Genomic DNA, 16,735 nt, shown 5'->3' with positions numbered 1-16,735 from the left:
TGTAATCAGCACCGCGAAATGAAGGGAGACCGGGATGATGAAAACGATCATATGCAGAGAAATTAACGAGTTTTACCAAACGGAAACGGAAGCGCCCGTTCCACAGCAGGGGGAAGCCTTAGTGCGCATCCGAAGAATCGGCATTTGCGGCACGGATTTGCATGCGTTTAAGGGGAATCAGCCGTATTTTACGTATCCCCGCATTTTGGGACATGAGCTGTCCGGTACGGTGGAAGCGATCGCAGGAGAAGCGCGCGGGATTGCCGTCGGCGATCAGGTCGCCGTCATTCCGTATTTGGAATGCGGAAGCTGCATCGCCTGCCGCAGCGGCAAAACGAACTGCTGCACGCAAATGCGCGTTCTCGGCGTACATACCGACGGCGGCATGCGGGAATTCATTGCCGTGCCGGCCGATCATTTGATCGTCACGAACGGGTTGACGCTGGATCAATCCGCCGTTCTGGAGCCGCTCAGCATCGGGGCTCATGCGGTCAGACGCGCCGATCCCCAGCCGGGAGAGAACGTGCTTGTCATCGGCGCAGGGCCGATCGGGCTGGGAGTTATGGCAATCGCAAAGCAGCGGGGCGCCCGCGTCATCGCGATGGATATGAACGACGCCCGGCTGGCGTTCTGCCGGGAATGGGCCGGCGCCGACGCGGTCGTGAACGTGCGGGATAACCCGCAGGAGCAGCTGCGGGAGCTGACGGACGGCGAGTTTCCGTCGATCGTCTTCGACGCTACAGGGAACGCCAAGTCGATGGAGTCGGCATTCCAATACGTCTCCCACGGAGGCAAGCTGGTCTATGTCGGGCTCGTGAGTGCGGACATTCGGTTTAACGATCCGGAGTTTCACAAGCGGGAAATGACGCTGATGGGAAGCCGCAACGCAACGCGCGAAGATTTCGAGGTTGTAATGAAAGCGCTGTCTGGCAGCGCGGTGGACATTAACGCGTACATTACGCATCGCGCCGGCTTCGATACGATGATCGAGCGGTTCGAGGATTGGCTGAACCCGGCAAACGGCGTGATCAAGGCGGTCGTAGAGCTGTAAGAGAGCAAATCGTTAGTTTCTGCAATATTTTATTGTTTATCGCAAAAAGTCCGTCATCCGGCGGCCTCCGCCCTATTTTATAATAAAAGAAGTTCATCCGGATGCGCAGCCGACAGGCAGACGCTTCCGCAAGGGAAGCCGTCTTCTGCACGCTGCGCTTCCGGAGACGGCAATGAATGATGGAGGTGCGTTACAGGTGGCGTACGAGTTAGTAGAGAAACTGAAGGAGCAGTACATGGCGGAAGAGAAATGGTATTCGCTCCGCTGGCATTATATCGAATGCTGCATATTGAAGGCGTATTTGGACAGCTACGAGCAAACGGGCAATCAGGCGGAATACCGCTTTGCGAAGCAATTTATCGACCGGCTGTACGACGAGAACGGCCGGATTCCCGAGATTGATCCGGCGTATTACAGCATCGATCAGATCCGAATGGCGTCGGCGCTGTTCCCGCTGTACCGCGAGGAGAACGACCCGAAATATAAATTCGTGATGGACCAGCTGTACGATCAGCTGAAGACTTATCCGCGAACGCCTTCCGGCAGCTTCTGGCATAAGGAGAACTATCCGAACCAAATTTGGCTGGACGGTCTGTATATGGGTCAGCCGTTTTATGCGGAATATACGAAGCAATTCGCCGAAACCAAGGATTATTCCGACACGTTGAACCAAATCGCCAATGTGCGGAAGTTTCTTTATAACGAAGCGAACGGGCTCTATTATCACGCTTACGATGAAAGCCGGGAAATCTTCTGGTGCGACAAGGAAAGCGGCATGTCGCCGAACGTCTGGGGCCGCGCCGTCGGCTGGTGGGCGATGGCCTTGACCGACGTGTACGAGCTGCTGCAGGGAGAGAAAGCGGATATCGAGCCGCTTAAAGCGCTGCTCCAGGAGACGGTCGACGGCATGCTGCCGTATCAGCATAGCGGCGGGATGTGGTACCAGGTCGTCGACAAGGGGGATGCCTCCGGCAATTATCTGGAATCGAGCGGGACGCTGATGATGGCTTACGGCATCTTGAAGGGCGTCCGGCTCGGCATGCTGCCTAAGGAATATGCCGTGTACGGCAGGCGCGCTTTCGACGGCACCGTGCGGCAGTACATCCGCGAGGAGAACGGCGAGGTGCTGCTCGGCGGCATTTGCAAGAGCGCGGGTGTCGGGCGCAATCCGGACACGGGCATTGTCCGTGACGGAAGCTTCGAGTACTACATCTCCGGCGAACAGATCGCCGATAATAACGGCCACGGCGTAGCGCCGCTTCTGATGGCGTATAACGAAATCAGGCGCTTGGCATAGCAGGGAATTATCGATTACAGGACCGCCGGTCATTCATATGATCATGGCGGTCCTTCGTTTTCTAGAGAAGCGAAAGATACGAGGGCAGAATTTCCGAACTTGTTGTTTTCTTAAAACATTCATTAGTTTACCTAGTTTTTTGCGGCGGTCATGCCTTTTATACTTAAGATACAAACAAGACATAAATGGCGGTGACCAGATGAAAACAACAGCTTCGAAAATGGAAAAGCAATGGTTTACTTCTTTGCAAGGCTATGCGTTTATTTCTCCGTGGTTAATCGGCTTCTTTCTTCTGACCTTTTGGCCGATGCTGCAGTCGCTTTATTTCTCCTTCACCGATTATTCGCTGCTGGAGGCGGAGAAATGGATCGGACTTGCCAATTACAAGAAAATTTTTCTCGACGACTCTTCATTTACAAATTCCTTGAAGGCGACGCTGCTCTTTGTTCTTATCGCAGTTCCGGTAAAGCTGGGGGGAGCGCTGCTGATTGCGATCATGCTGAATATGAAGCTGCGGGGGATGTTCATTTACCGGACGGTCATCTATTTTCCTTCGTTGATCGGGGCGAGCGTGGCCGTGGCCATTCTGTGGAGCAACTTGTTCGGCAAGGACGGATTGATCAACCAGCTGTTGCTTCAGATAGGCATTGAGGGGAAGAACTGGATCGGCCTCCCGCAAACCGCGCTGGCGACGCTGATCATACTGGCGGTGTGGCAGTTCGGCTCGTCGATGGTTATTTTTCTGGCGGGGCTCAAGCAGATTCCTTCCGAGCTGTACGAGGCTTCGGCGGTGGACGGGGCGGGAAAGGTAAGAACGTTCTTCTCGGTGACGTTGCCGATGCTCTCTCCGATCATTTTGTTTAATCTTGTTTTGCAGACGATCGGCGCGTTCCAAATGTTCACGCAGGCGTTCATCATCACGCACGGGGGACCGATGGAATCGACGTATATGTACGCGCTGTACTTGTTCGAGAAGGCGTTCAGCCGCTACCAGATGGGGTACGCTTCCGCGCTCGCGTGGATCTTGCTGGTCATTATCTCCATCGTTACCCTTCTGATCTTTGCGACTTCGAAGAAATGGGTTCATTACGAGACGGAAGGGGGCAAATAGGATGAAGCGGAAAAACGGCAAGCTGCTCTCCCATATCGTTCTGGTTGTTCTTTGCGTCATTATCATTTATCCTGTATTTTGGTGGCTCGGCGCCGTATTCAAGACGAATACGGAGCTGACCTCTCCCGATATTTGGCCGAAGCATCCTACGCTGGACAATTTTCCCGGCGGCTGGAACGCGATTACCGGCTATTCGTTCGGACATTTCTATATCAACTCGTTTAAACTGATTTTGAGCGTGCTTTTTACCTCGATTTTGTCATGCAGTCTGGTGGCGTTCGGCTTCGCCCGCATGAAGTTTCCGCTCAAAAACTTCTGGTTCTCCATCGTCTTGCTGACGCTGATGCTGCCGAACCAGGTGACGATTATTCCGCAGTACGTCATGTTTAACAAATTCGGCTGGGTCGATTCGTATTTGCCGTTCATCGTTCCCCATGCGCTGGCGGGCGGAATCGGCGGCTCCTTCTTCATCTTCATGCTCGTTCAATTCATTCGGGGCATTCCGCATGAACTGGACGAAGCGGCCAAGATGGACGGCTGCACGTCGTTTGGCATTTACTGGCGGATCATTATGCCGCTGCTCGTGCCGGCGCTCGTGACGATGTCGATCTTCTGCTTCCTGTGGAATTGGGACGATTTCCTGGGTCATATGATTTACATTCAATCGATCGATAAATATACGGTGGGACTGGCTTTGAAAGTATTCGTCGATGCGCAGTCCAGCACGCCTTGGGGTCAATTGTTCGCCATGTCTTTCCTGTCGATTATGCCGGGAACGATCATCTTCTTCGTAGCCCAGCGCTATATTGTAGAAGGGATCGCCACCTCCGGCCTCAAAGGCTGATTCACACGATGTCCGAAATGTGCCGCTCATGCGGTATGTTTCGGTCTTTCGCGTTTTATGCCTTAAGCGTACCAGTACCGCACAAGCTGCAGAGGTGACTACAATGGAGCGATTGTTCAAAAAATATCCGATTCGCTATTTATATTTCGGCAGCTTTACGGTGTTCGTTATTTTGCTGCTTATGATCATTGTCTGGACGAGCTACCACTTCTCGATGAAATCGATTGTGAAAACCGCCGCGTCTTACCAGGAGAAGATGCTGGTAGGGCTGAACGATCATTTGCAGTCGCAGTTCAATTTTATCGAATCGATCTCCCTGTCCGCCTCCCGCAACCAGGATATGATCAATTTGCTCGGCAATCCGGCCGATCCGTACGAGCGCCATACGCTGGAGGAGCGGGTAACCTCTTCGCTGCTTCGCGCCGCGTTCAGCTCGCCTGTCATCGACAGCATCCATGTGTATATCGGGGCTCCGCCTTCCATTAATACGATTGGCCCGATCATGTATTTGAAGCTGGAAGAAATGAACAAGGAGCCGTGGAGCGATCTGGTTATGCAAAGCGATTTCGTCTGGATCGGGGAGCATAACGCCCAGACGCAGAACGGAGTCATTCCCGTAGCGAGCTTTGCCCACAAGCTGACCTCCATCTCGGGCGATTATGCCGGCGTCATCCTCATTAACATCAAGGCTTCGACGATTCAGGATATGCTCGGAGAGCAGGGGCTTCAGTCCCTAAGGCTGCTGCTCGATTCGAGCGGCCGCAAAATCGTCCAGGCCGGCAATCCCGGCATCGTGCTGAACGAAACGGATTACCAAAATATTGTGAGAAGCGTCGACGGGCTGAGCGAAGCCCATCAAACCAGCTCGGTGAAACAGCTGCTTTCATTTGAAAAAGCTTTGATCGTCTCCTCTCAAATGACGCGCTCGGGCTGGATCGTGACGGAAATTACCCCGTGGCACCTGCTGGCGCAGGACAGCTGGTCGATGATCGGCGTGCTGTGCGCGATCGGCGCGGTATCGATTGTGGCGGTGCTGCTGATCAGCTTGTACTTGACCCGGATGTACAACAAGCCGATCTACTTGCTGCTGCAGAGCATGAACCGCTATCCCGAGCTGGATCTGAATCCGAAGCTGCCTCGGGATTACAACAACGAATTCGGCCAGCTGTTCACCGGGTACGACAGGCTGCTCGGAAGAATCAAGGATTTGCTGGTCTCGTTGGAAGAGCAATACCGGCGCAAGAAGGAGACGGAGATCAAGGCGCTGCAGGCGATGATCAACCCGCATTTTCTGTACAACACCTTGGATCAGCTCAATTGGATGGCGATCAAAGACGGCAATTCCCGTATGAGCCGGGTACTCGATATGACCGGACGGATGCTGAGAATCGGCTTGTCCGGCGGAGAGTCGCTGATCCCGGTATCGCAGGAGCTCGATTTCGTCGAATATTATTTGCAGATTCAGCGCACTCGTCTTGGCGACAGCAAAATTCATTACCGGGTGGACGCCTCCGAAGAAGCGCTTGAGCTTTATATTCCTAAGATGACACTGCAGCCTTTTGTGGAGAATTGCATCAAGCACGGTTTTCACGAACGGGAGCACGGAGCTATTGCGATCGGCGTGGAGGTCGAGGACGGCTGGCTCCTCGTTACTATTACCGACAACGGAAACGGCTTGGGCTATGCGCAGACCATCGGCAAGAAGACGTCCGGCGGCTACGGCATCGGCAATGTCCGTTCCCGGCTGGACGCGTTTTTTGAGCATCATTATCAATTGGATATCCAAGGATTAGGGCGCGAGGGCACGCAGGTCACGCTGCGAATCCCCAAGCTTGCCTCGAACAACCAAGGAAAGGACGAAGCCGATCATGTGGAAAATAGCGATCATTGACGACGATCCTTCGCTGCTGGAAGGGATGCGCGAGTCGATCCCGTGGCATGAGCTGAACGCCGAATGGGCGGGGCAATGCCTGGACGGCAGCCAGGGAGTGGAATGGGTGCTGGAGCATCGGCCCGATATCGTCATTACCGATATTAATATGCCGGTGATGAATGGGCTTGAGATGATCGAGAAGCTGCGCGAGCGGAAGTATCAAGGCAAGTTCATTATCTTGAGCGGCTACTCCGATTTCGAATACGCCCGTCAGGCGCTCCGCCTGGAGGTCGACGATTATGTAAGCAAGCCGATCACGATCGAGGGGCTGATGAACGTGATGAGCCGGACGATCGGCAGGCTGAGCGAAGAAAAAATGCGTCATTCGGAGAATGAGGATGCCGATAAGAAAATACGCGTGTTCGAACCGTATATCGTCAAAGAATGGCTGAAGTCCGTATTGGTCGGAAGTGCTGCCAAGGATGTTATGGATCTGGAATTGATCAAGCTGAAGGCGGCCAAGTGGGAGCGTCAGACTCATCTTGTCCTCTGTCTGGAGCTGCTGGAAAGCGAAGGGCTCGATAATTGGTACGCGTTCGACCGCGGCGTGATGCAATTCGCCGTGCAAAATATCGTTCAAGAGCTGGTCGAGCAGCAGGCGCTCGATTACGATTACGTGCAGATGAACGGAAGGCAGTTCGCTCTCATCCTCCATTCGGATGAACGAGGCGCGGATGCAGGCTCGCTTCCGAAGCAGGCAGTGCCAGCCCAAGAGAGCATAGCGACGAGTCTGGCCAAGCATCTGAAGCTGCATACGGCCGCAGGAATCGGCACGGTTCAGGACGATTGGAACCGCATTTGCGAATCGTTCGAATCCGCTTCCCAAGCTTTGAGACAACTGCCGGAAGAAGGGGGGCCGAGCCCGGAAGGGGCGGCCGGCCGCTCCGTCCGCTTCTATCATCAGCTCGCCGAGGCGATACGGAACGCCCAGGAAGAGCAGGCCAAGGCCTTGGTGCGGACTTATATAGCCGAGCGCAGTCCATTCGCCAAAGCGGATATGAAGCTGCTGGCGGGGGAGCTGTGGGCGATTATCGCTTATTCCCTATATGATGTGGGCGTAGATCTGAAGCAAATTTATCCGGCTTTCGAGCCGGTGCCGGAAACGTCGGGCGCACTGGAGCCGTGGCTTGAGACGATCGTGACGACGATTATTCACAGCACCCATATGAGCGAGAATATGCGGCACCGCAAGGTGGTCGAATTCGTCATTCAATTCGTTCACGAGCATTATATGGAGGATATTACGCTCGGTTTGCTTGCGGATAAGGTGCAAATATCGAAAAATTATTTGGGGCAAATTTTCAAAAACGTCATGCAGGAAACGTTCAACCAATATGTTACGCGCATTCGCATGGAGAAAGCCAAGGGCATGCTGCTGGAAGGCAATCTGTATATTTACGAAGTGGCCGAGAAAGTCGGCTACAACAGTATTTCTTATTTCAGCACGCAGTTTAAAAAAATAACGGGTTATAATCCGACGGATTTAATAAATTAATTTAAGAAAATACGGAATTTGTTGTTTTCTGCAAACTTTTGTAGGTTTATGTCATATCCATCGCCTTGCCGCACTTTTATAATTTAAGTAAGCACAAGACACTAATGGAAAAGGGATGGTTGATATGAAGCTTGTAAGCAGGAAAAAGGCAGTATTGCTTTCCGCCGTCAGTATGGCGCTCTTGATGTCCGCATGCGGCGCGGGGAACGCGGGAAATGAAGCGGCTTCGGACAAAAAAAATGCGGACTCCAAAATTAAGCTAAAAATTACATGGGCCGGGTCTCAGGTTAGACATGACGCGACTTTGAAGGCATTGGACGCTTACAGCAAGCTGCATCCGAACATTGCCTTCGAGCCGGATTATATGGGCTTCGATACGTACTGGACCAAGATGGGCACGCTGTCTGCGGCAAGGAATTTGCCGGATATTTTGCAGATCGATACGAACAACCTGCTGGAGTACGCCCAACGCGGACAATTGATGGAGCTGGGAAGCGATATCAATATGGCGGATATCGATCCGCAGCTGGCCAAGGTCGGCAATGTCGGAGGCAAGCAGTACGCCGTGCCGATCGGCGGCAACGCTATCGCGCTTCAATACGACAAGGTGATGTTCGATAAGCTCGGAATTAAAGTACCGGATAAAGGCTTTACATGGGACGAGCTCATACAGCTTGCGCGGGATGTAAAGCCGAAGCTGGAAAAGGGTAAATATTTGCTGCAGGATATGTCCGTAGGCGTCAACCAGGTGGAAATCGACAAGTACGAAATTTACCAGGCCGCTCAAGGGAAGGGCTTGGCCAATAACGCCGAAGGCAAGTTCAATATCGACAAGGATACGTTCGTGAAGTTTAACGAGCTGTTCGCCGAGCTGCGCAAGGAAGGCATCGTGCCGCCGATCGACGTAACGGTGGCGAACAAAGAGAATGATCCGAAGCTCGATAATTTGCTGAACGGCACGATTATGGTGCAGCGCGGCTATGCGGCGAGCCTTGGCGCGATCGACGGCGTGAAACCGGGCGAGTTCGGCCTGATGGTCGCTCCAAGCGCCAAGCAATCCGGTTCCTTCCTGCTGCCGGCGCAATTTTTTGCCGTATCGAAGGATTCCAAATACGCCGAAGAAGCGCAGAAGTTTATCGACTGGTTTATTAACGATCAGGAAGCTGGCAAAATTCTCGGCTTAAGCCGCGGGCCGCAGGTTTCCAAGAAAGTGTCCGATGCGTTAAGCCCGACCTACAGCGATGTAGAGAAACAGCAAGTCGACCTGATTGAAAAAGCGGCTCCGATAGCCAGCCCTTTCTACAGCAGACCGAAGGGCTACGGCAGCTTCGCCAGCGAATATAACAAAATTTCGCAGCAGATCGGCTTCGGTAAGATCACTCCGGAGCAAGGCTACGACGAATTGAAGAAGAAGTGGGAAGAAATCGTCGGCAAGTAACGCCGCCGCCCATAAACGAAGAACCTGCAGCTCCGCTACGAGCGGATTTGCAGGTTCTTTGCTTGCGCAGCTAATGATTCCGGTTCTCCTCGATGAATTTATCCATCGCTTCGTTATACTGCCTCATCGCCGTATTGACATCGAGATTGTCCTTCATGATCGCCTTCATCAGATCGGTTACTCTATTAAAAGCGGCGCTCGCGAATTCGGTCGGCGGGAATGCCGGAGCGGGCTTGGTTGCGAATATGGCCTGAATGTTTTTGCCCTTGAGGAAGTCCAGATCCCGGCCGAATTCATCCTGGAACTTCTTATCCTTCAGCACGGAGCCTTTGCCCATATGCGCCATATCCAGCTGCACTTCATCGGAGAGGATCGTCGTCATCACCTTGAAGGCAGCGTCCTTCACTTTGGAGGACGGGGATAGCAGCATCAGATGAAAATCCGCTTGCGTCCCTATGCCAGGCCTTTCCGGAAATACGGGATAAGAGGCGAAGTCCCAATTATTCCAATCGTTCTTTACGTCGGATAACGGGCCGAGATTGTTTAAGCCGGCCAACATAGCGATCGTACGGTCTTTGATGAAGCTGTTGACGCCCGAGCTGAACGGCTGAACCTTGTTGTTGCCCGGAATGCTATAGATATTCTTCACCATCTCTAGCACGGTTTTCCACTGATCCGTATCGACAATCGATTTGTACGTGGACGGATCGATCAGCGGCAGGGACAGCTGGGACGCGGGCCGGTAGACCGAATCCGGCTCGAAGCCGCGGTATTGAACGCCGTTATCCTGTCTTGTCAACTGCTTGGCGAGCTCGGTCGCCTCATACCAGGTCATCCCGTCTTTCGGATACGGTACGCCGAATTTATCGAATATATCCTTGTTGTAATAAAGCGCATTGAACTGGACGTAATAAGGCAGGCCGACGAGATAATCGGTCTGATTATTCGCCTTGATCGTATCGAGCAGTTCGGATTGAATGCGGCTTAAGTCGTAACCGTTTTCCTTAATGATATCGGTCAAATCCTGCTGAATGCCGAGCAGCTTCGTGCCTTGGAGCGTCACTGAGTTCGTTACGTTAATATCGGGCAGAGCGTCCGCGGCGAGCAGCTTATCGAAGGAATTGTTTTTATCGTCAAGCTTCACGATGTCGACGGTAATATACGGGTATTTCTTTTTTACGGGATCAATGACGTAGCGCTGGATTTCGCTGTCGGTCATATAGCTTGGACGGATGCCGAATGTTACGGTTACCGGATCGGTATTGTCGGTTTTCTCCTTCGCCGTAGCCTCTTCCGGGGCAGTATCTTTGGTGCTGCAGCCGGCGAGCGCTCCCGTCAGCAGAATGAGACTGAGCAGCGTGTTGCATGTTCTTTTTATTATTAACATGACCCTAAGACCTCCAATGAACGATTTTGTAAACGATTCCATTAAGGTAAATTATAGAAACCGGGGCATGAAAATGATATTCTAATTTTTAATCAATCTTTATTCAAAATTGTCATTAGAGTCGTGCTGAAATTCCGCCGGGAGGTATGAAGCCTAATGCAAAAGCCTATCGAAGCGATGTCCGGAGCGATTAACGAGCTGGTCATCTATCAGAACCCGCTGCTGTTCCTGAAAGTATGGGAGCTGAAGCGCAATTCCGTCCTTATTGGAAATTGGCATCATCATAAGGAAGTGGAGCTCGTTGCGGTCGACTGCGGCCATATGGTCATGTACACGAAGCGCGAAACGGTTCCTTTGGCGGACGGGGATGTGTTCTTGATCGGCTCGTCCCAGCTGCACCGGACCGACCGGCCTTCCGCAAATCCTATCCGGTATGTGGTGCTGCAGGTGAGCTTGACGCAATATTTGGATCAAAGCACGCTGCCGTTTCTGCACGGCTTCTCCGAGCTGACCAATCCGCTCGACGACTTGAATTACATCTTCAGGACGGACCCGGACGCCCGCCGCGAGGCTCATAGACTGGTCATGCACATCTTCGCGGAGATGCAGACCAAGCGGAGAGGGTATGAAATGGCGATCGCCATCTCGGTGAGAAGCTTGATGCTGCTGCTCGTGCGCTGCGATAAGCGGGCGCTGCTCAAAGGCTCCGATGATGTCGAGATCATCCGTCTGAAGCCGGTGCTTAACTATGTGGATGCGCATATCGCGGAGAAAATTTCCGTGCATGACGTCTGCCGGCTGCTGAATTTGAGCTATCACTACTTTGTGAAATATTTCAAAAAGGTGATGGGCGTAACTTTCCTCGATTATGTTAACTTCAAGCGGATCAAGCTGGCCGAAGGCATGCTGCTGACCCGGGATTTGAGCATTGCCGAAATCGGCTGCAGCGTAGGAATTCCGAATGTGGCCCAGTTTTATAAGATGTTCCGGCGGTACAACCCGTGTTCTCCGAAGGAGTTCAGGCTGCGGCTGCGGGAAGGAAGCGGCGGAGAAGGGGAGGCGGGGGAGGAATAGACGAGTGCATGAAAAGTGGCCGAAGAGTCGATAGAAAAGCTGGAACAGCGCAAGCGGTCGCCTTTGTAGACGGAGTTTTCCCGCTCCAGCGGTTAAGCAAAGAACCTGCAGCTCCGCCCCGAGCGGATTTGCAGGTTCTTTGCTTGCACAACTGATTTTTCCGGTTCTCCCCGGTCTGCCGATGGTTTACAGCTTTATTGCCCTCAGCCCTACAAAACGTTTGCTTTCTTCGTCCCACAACCGATATCGAAGCGCCTGTAAACTCAATCGAAATCCAATGGCAGGAACGTTCTTCAGAGCGGCACTGCTCTCATGTATGCGCTGCAAGTGATAATTCGGTGCTTGGGGAACCAGATGATGAATATGATGAAAGCCAATATTCCCGGTCATCCATTGCAAAAGTCTGGGTAGTTTATAATAAGAGCTGCCGTGTATTGCCGCGCTAACATAATCCCATTCATCCGCATGTTCGTAATACGTATCCTCAAATTGATGCTGCACATAGAGTAGCCAGATGCCCGCAGCGCCGGACAGGTACAGAATCGACCCTTGTACCAAGAGAACCTCTTTCCAGCCCAGCGTCCAGCAGAGCAGCCCCATCAAACCGGCCAGTATTGCGTTTGTGAAGTATGTGCTTATGCGTTCTTTTCGTTTGGCGCCCTTCCGATTCATTCGATATTCAATCATAAAAAGAAATACGGGGCCAAGTCCGAACATAACCAACGGATTACGATATAACCGGTATCCAAGACGTTTCCAAGGGGATAACGCGGGTATATTCCTTGGTAGTTAACGTCCAGATATCCCCTGTGCCTCTGCGGGATAAATTCCCGCTTGTCGCATGATGAACGGAATGCTCGTTTTTCCATTGACCAAATGGGAAGAAGGTAAAGATTCCTGTTATCGTTCCGATAATCTCATTTGCCTTTTTTTCCTTGAAAAACGACTGATGACAGCAATCGTGGAAAATAATAAAGATTCGAATCAGAAATCCGGCAGCCGGTATCGCCAGCGCCAGCGCTATCCAGATCGAAATCCCCAGACTGGCGTAAGCAAGACCCCAGAGCAGAATAAAAGGTACGATGCTATTAATCAATTGCCAGATGCTTTTCCTTAAATCCGCTTTACAATGAGAAGCCACGTCTTTTTTCCAACGAGTGAATTCTTGCAGCGATTTCATCGCAGTCCCCTTTTCTTGAAAAGCGCAGGCAGCAGGGAATTGCCGTAATTCCCCAATAGCCCTTTAATTCTTCGTTTCGAAAAGGCAATGTAAAGGAGGCATCCAAGCAAAAGGCATCCCCCCCAAACGGTAAAAATAAACGAAGTAAATACGCAGGAAATCATGATCAACCAATAATTTTTATCCGTAGTTTTTATAGACCGGTTGTAAACAATCATTTCCCCGCCGTCCCTTCCTTGCTGACATGATTCTCGAAATGGTTCAATTCGTCCAACTTTCTTTGCGGACTCTGTTTGTTGGAATAAAAACGAATAATGTCGTCAATTGAAGAAAAAACGACATCGGCATTCGTATCTTGTGTAATTATTTTGATAAAAAACCACTTTTCTGATGGTTGCCCCATCTTTTTTAAATTAGCATTTTTAGTCCTGATTTAAAGCTTTTTTCAGATCGACGCCTGCCGTGAATATAGGGACTTTCCCCGCCGGGAGCTCCACTTCTTCGCCTGTTTTGGAGCTTATCCCCATACGCGCTTCGCGACTGCGGACATCAAATTTACCGAAGCCAACTAATTTGACCTCTTTTCCCTGCTTTAAAGCGGCAAAAATCGAGTCCAGTACATGCGTCACCGCTTTTTCTGCGTTCTTTTTTGAAAAGCCGCTGGATTTCGCAACTTCTTCCACCAGTTGATCCTTGTTCATTTGGGATACCTCGCTTTTATATTATTGGAGTTGCAAAAAATGGCAGCGCTCGTACTGTAATGGCCGGCAAAAATAAACAAAAAGCTACTCATACTTTGAGCAGCTTTAAAGAAATTAATACACTTTAACGACATTCTCAGCCTGCGGCCCCCGATTACCTTGGGTCACATTAAACTGGACGCGTTGACCTTCATCCAACGATTTATAACCTTCTCCCTCAATTGCGCTGAAATGGACAAATACATCATTCCCGTTTTCGATTTCGATAAAACCGAAGCCTTTTTCAGCATTAAACCATTTAACTGTACCTGTTTGCATGAAATTCCTCCAAAGAACGTATTAACACGATCATTAGATATTTCAAAATTTGTCGTTGATGTCCGCTAATGTTTCGGTTAAGATAAGATTACCATGTCCGCTAATGTAAGTCAAGGAGACTTTTGGAGGTTACTAATGAAAGAAGCGATCCGGATTTCGATACAGGGTGGGCAGATGATTAAAAACTTCATCCATGTTCTCTCCGCACATAAAGGCTTGAGTCCCAAAACACTGAAGGAATATGCGAGTGACTTAAGGCATTTTATTGCCTGGTTTGAAACGGCCGATCACTCGGGAGAAGGAATGACTTTTCGAATTGAAGATGTGGCTACCCCAACATTAATACGTTATCGGGAAGCCATGCTTGGAACCATGCAATTAAAGCCGGCCACGATTAATCGCCGGCTTGTTGCGCTGAAACGATTTTTCGAATGGGCCGTTTCGGAAGCCAAACTTAACCGCGACCCGTCCAAGCCGGTCAAACTGGTGCCGGAAGAAAAGGCGAGCCCGAGACAGATGACCGACCAAGAAGAAGCGGCATTGATTGCTGCAACCGAGCGATACGGCTCCCTCCGGGATCGGACCATTGTATCCGTGATGCTTAACACCGGCTTGCGGCCTATGGAAGTTTGTGATTTAACCCCTGGGGATATTCAAATCAGTGAATGCGGCAGTTATCTTACCGTTCGATCGGGGAAACGGATTAAACTACGCGAAGTTCCTTTGAATGCTGCGTGCAGAGCTGCTCTGGACAATTATTTGGCAACGCTCTCCCCTGACGCTTCGTATCTTTTTCCATCGGAGAAAACAGGCACGCGACTAACGGAGCGAGCGTTGCGCCATTTGATTCAAAAGTATATGAAAGCCGCAGGGATTGAAGGGCTGCGCGCCCACGATTTGCGCCACCGATTCGGCTATGTCATGGCAGCAAATACCGCATTGCATCGCTTGTCGCAAATCATGGGACATGACAACCTGAATTCAACCAAGATTTATGTTAAGGAAGCCTTAAATTTTTCTTCCAAAAAATGATTGCGTTCGACATAAAATGATATATAATAAATCTTGAGAAAAATAGAACGCCGTTCTTATTTGCGGTACGAAAGGTCGTAGCCATGGCAAACCATGTCAAAAAAACCGCTATTCTAGAAACCGGAGACCGGATATTAAGAATGCTTGAATGCTTTACCGCCGAAAAGCCGGAATGGGGAGTTACCGAGCTTGGGGAGCACTTGGGCTTATATAAAAGCGTCGTGCATCGAATGCTGGTTACGCTGGAGCATCGCGGATTCGTCATTCAGAACCCGGTGACCCAGAAATACACGCTCGGCATCAAGCTCTTTGAGCTGGGAACGATCGTGGCCAACCGGATGAGCTTGCGTACGGTGGCGAAGCCGATTATGGAGAAGCTGTGCGAGAGCACGGGAGAAACCGTCATGCTGATGATTATCGACGGGCTCGAAGGCATCTGTATCGAGAAGGTCGAAAGCTCGCAGAGCGTGCGATATACATCTCCGCTGGGCAAAAGGGTGTCCCTGCATGCAGGAGCCACGACCAAAATATTGATGGCGAATTTGCCGCCGGACAAGATTAACCAGATCATTTCCGGGGGCTTGCAAAAATATACCGAGTATACGATCGTCGATCCGTCCGAGCTGCTCGATCATCTGCAAACGATAAGAGAGCAGGGATACTGCATCTCATCCAACGATTTTTCCCTGGGCGGTATGGGCATTGCCGTGCCGATCCGCGATCATACGGGAGAGGTTATCGCCGGGCTGTCCATTTCGGGTCTGGAATTTAGGATGAGTAAAATAACGGATGAATTGCTGCAGCAATGCCAAAATGCGGCGAAGCTGATTTCTCAGAGACTCGGAGCGTTGTAAATTTTTTTTGAGAGTTAACAAGAACAACGTCCTTGAAAAGAGAACAATTAAAGGGGGATTTATTACATGCGTAAATTGATTTTGGACGTAGATACGGGCATCGACGATGCGTTAGCCATCGCCTACGCCGCAGCCTCACCCGAGATCGAATTTCTCGGCGTCACGACGACCTACGGCATGGCTCCCGTAGACTGCTCGGTGCGCAACACGCTGCTCGTTCTGGAGCATTTGAAATGCGACGTTCCGGTGTTCCGGGGCGCCGAAGCGCCGCTAGTCCGAACCCGCCAGTACAGCGGAACGTTCCACGGAACCGACGGGCTCGGCAATACGGCGGTCCGCGAGCCTGAACGGGCGGCGGCGGATATGCATGCCGTCGATTTCATTATCGCGCAGGCGCGCGAGCACGGCCGCGAGCTGACGCTCGTGACGACGGCGCCTTTGACGAATTTGGCGCTGGCCATCCGGAAGGCGCCGGATATTGTCGGCCGCATCGGCCGCGTCGTGACGATGGGCGGAGCGGTGGCGACGCCGGGGAACGCGAGCAAATTCGCGGAAGCGAATATTATCATCGATCCGCATGCGGCGGACCTCGTGTTTGCCTCCGAGCTGCCGATTACGCTGGTCGGTCTCGATGTGACGAGGAAAACGCTGCTGCGGCAGGAAGAGGTGGAACGCTGGCGGGAGATGAACACGCCGTGCAGTTTGCTTTTTGCCGAATTTACCGAATTTTACATGCAAGCCTACCGCAAATATCATCCGTACTTAAAGGGCTGCGCGCTGCACGATCCGCTGGCCGTCGGCGTTGCGGTGCATCCCGAGCTGGTTCATACGATCCCGATGCACATCAAGGTCGATCTGGAGGAAGATGCGCTTGGCCGCACGACCGAGGATTTGCATAGGGAATCCCCGGACAAGCCCAACACGAGGGTATGTATGACCGTCGACGCCGAACGTTTCGTCTCCCGTTTTCTCAGCCGGGTCGATCAAGCTTTTAGCAGATAATGAAGGAGGATTACACCC

General features: G+C 51.6%; 16 protein-coding genes. 11 read left to right on the top strand and 5 right to left on the bottom strand.

What is annotated here, in order from left to right; all coding sequences use genetic code 11:
* Nucleotides 1-37 precede the first annotated feature (37 nt).
* The 7 genes from SK3146_RS13385 (at nucleotide 38) to SK3146_RS13355 (ending at nucleotide 9,169) form a co-directional block, all read left to right on the top strand.
* On the top strand, nucleotides 38-1,051 hold the full coding sequence (locus SK3146_RS13385) for a zinc-binding alcohol dehydrogenase family protein (protein ID WP_249866288.1): 1,014 nt from the start codon (nucleotides 38-40) through the stop codon (nucleotides 1,049-1,051).
* 196 nt (nucleotides 1,052-1,247) lie between these two features.
* A complete protein-coding gene (locus SK3146_RS13380) occupies nucleotides 1,248-2,348 on the top strand; it encodes a glycoside hydrolase family 88/105 protein (protein WP_249865509.1) in 1,101 nt (366 codons plus the stop codon).
* A 199-nt stretch (nucleotides 2,349-2,547) separates the two neighbouring features.
* Nucleotides 2,548-3,459, top strand: coding sequence for a carbohydrate ABC transporter permease (locus SK3146_RS13375; protein WP_249865508.1), 912 nt, complete (start codon nucleotides 2,548-2,550; stop codon nucleotides 3,457-3,459).
* Between the two features lies 1 nt (nucleotide 3,460).
* The gene (locus SK3146_RS13370) at nucleotides 3,461-4,303 is read left to right on the top strand and encodes a carbohydrate ABC transporter permease (protein ID WP_249865507.1); all 843 of its coding nucleotides are present in this window, start codon (nucleotides 3,461-3,463) and stop codon (nucleotides 4,301-4,303) included.
* Nucleotides 4,304-4,406: 103 nt separating this feature from the next.
* Nucleotides 4,407-6,194: a cache domain-containing sensor histidine kinase gene (locus SK3146_RS13365; RefSeq protein WP_249865506.1), complete on the top strand. Its 1,788-nt coding sequence runs from the start codon at nucleotides 4,407-4,409 to the stop codon at nucleotides 6,192-6,194.
* Nucleotides 6,172-7,731, top strand: a complete 1,560-nt coding sequence (locus SK3146_RS13360; RefSeq protein ID WP_249865505.1) for a response regulator transcription factor — start codon at nucleotides 6,172-6,174, stop codon at nucleotides 7,729-7,731. Before SK3146_RS13365 ends, SK3146_RS13360 begins: the two co-directional genes overlap by 23 nt.
* A gap of 172 nt (nucleotides 7,732-7,903) precedes the next feature.
* Nucleotides 7,904-9,169, top strand: coding sequence for an ABC transporter substrate-binding protein (locus tag SK3146_RS13355; RefSeq protein ID WP_249865504.1), 1,266 nt, complete (start codon nucleotides 7,904-7,906; stop codon nucleotides 9,167-9,169).
* A 70-nt stretch (nucleotides 9,170-9,239) separates the two neighbouring features.
* Here SK3146_RS13355 and SK3146_RS13350 read toward each other — a convergent pair whose 3' ends face one another.
* Complete coding sequence (locus SK3146_RS13350; RefSeq protein WP_249865503.1) at nucleotides 9,240-10,556, bottom strand: ABC transporter substrate-binding protein; 1,317 nt, start codon at nucleotides 10,554-10,556, stop codon at nucleotides 9,240-9,242.
* 156 nt (nucleotides 10,557-10,712) lie between these two features.
* On the opposite strand from SK3146_RS13350, the gene SK3146_RS13345 reads away from it, so the two are divergent.
* Entirely contained in the window at nucleotides 10,713-11,630 is a 918-nt protein-coding gene (locus SK3146_RS13345; protein ID WP_249865502.1) for a helix-turn-helix domain-containing protein, read from the top strand.
* 186 nt (nucleotides 11,631-11,816) lie between these two features.
* On the opposite strand, the gene SK3146_RS35135 is transcribed toward SK3146_RS13345, so the two are convergent.
* From SK3146_RS35135 to SK3146_RS13330, 4 genes are all read right to left on the bottom strand, one after another.
* Nucleotides 11,817-12,347 (bottom strand): fatty acid desaturase family protein, encoded by a 531-nt coding sequence (locus tag SK3146_RS35135; protein ID WP_349655207.1) that lies wholly within the window; start codon nucleotides 12,345-12,347, stop codon nucleotides 11,817-11,819.
* 10 nt (nucleotides 12,348-12,357) lie between these two features.
* The gene (locus SK3146_RS35130; RefSeq protein ID WP_349655206.1) at nucleotides 12,358-12,810 is read right to left on the bottom strand and encodes a fatty acid desaturase; all 453 of its coding nucleotides are present in this window, start codon (nucleotides 12,808-12,810) and stop codon (nucleotides 12,358-12,360) included.
* Nucleotides 12,811-13,232: 422 nt separating this feature from the next.
* Entirely contained in the window at nucleotides 13,233-13,511 is a 279-nt protein-coding gene (locus SK3146_RS13335; RefSeq protein ID WP_249865501.1) for an HU family DNA-binding protein, read from the bottom strand.
* 114 nt (nucleotides 13,512-13,625) lie between these two features.
* Nucleotides 13,626-13,829 (bottom strand): cold-shock protein, encoded by a 204-nt coding sequence (locus tag SK3146_RS13330; RefSeq protein ID WP_249865500.1) that lies wholly within the window; start codon nucleotides 13,827-13,829, stop codon nucleotides 13,626-13,628.
* A gap of 135 nt (nucleotides 13,830-13,964) precedes the next feature.
* On the opposite strand from SK3146_RS13330, the gene SK3146_RS13325 reads away from it, so the two are divergent.
* The 3 genes from SK3146_RS13325 to SK3146_RS13315 all read left to right on the top strand — a co-directional run bounded on the left by SK3146_RS13325 (nucleotide 13,965) and on the right by SK3146_RS13315 (nucleotide 16,717).
* Complete coding sequence (locus SK3146_RS13325; RefSeq protein ID WP_249865499.1) at nucleotides 13,965-14,861, top strand: tyrosine-type recombinase/integrase; 897 nt, start codon at nucleotides 13,965-13,967, stop codon at nucleotides 14,859-14,861.
* Between the two features lie 83 nt (nucleotides 14,862-14,944).
* Entirely contained in the window at nucleotides 14,945-15,715 is a 771-nt protein-coding gene (locus SK3146_RS13320; protein ID WP_249865498.1) for an IclR family transcriptional regulator, read from the top strand.
* A 66-nt stretch (nucleotides 15,716-15,781) separates the two neighbouring features.
* Nucleotides 15,782-16,717, top strand: coding sequence for a nucleoside hydrolase (locus tag SK3146_RS13315; protein WP_249865497.1), 936 nt, complete (start codon nucleotides 15,782-15,784; stop codon nucleotides 16,715-16,717).
* Nucleotides 16,718-16,735 lie beyond the last annotated feature (18 nt).

The organism is Paenibacillus konkukensis, from assembly GCF_023523925.1.
Classification (GTDB): Bacteria; Bacillota; Bacilli; order Paenibacillales; family NBRC-103111; genus Paenibacillus_S; species Paenibacillus_S doosanensis.
This window is presented reverse-complemented; position numbering and strand designations above follow the sequence as displayed.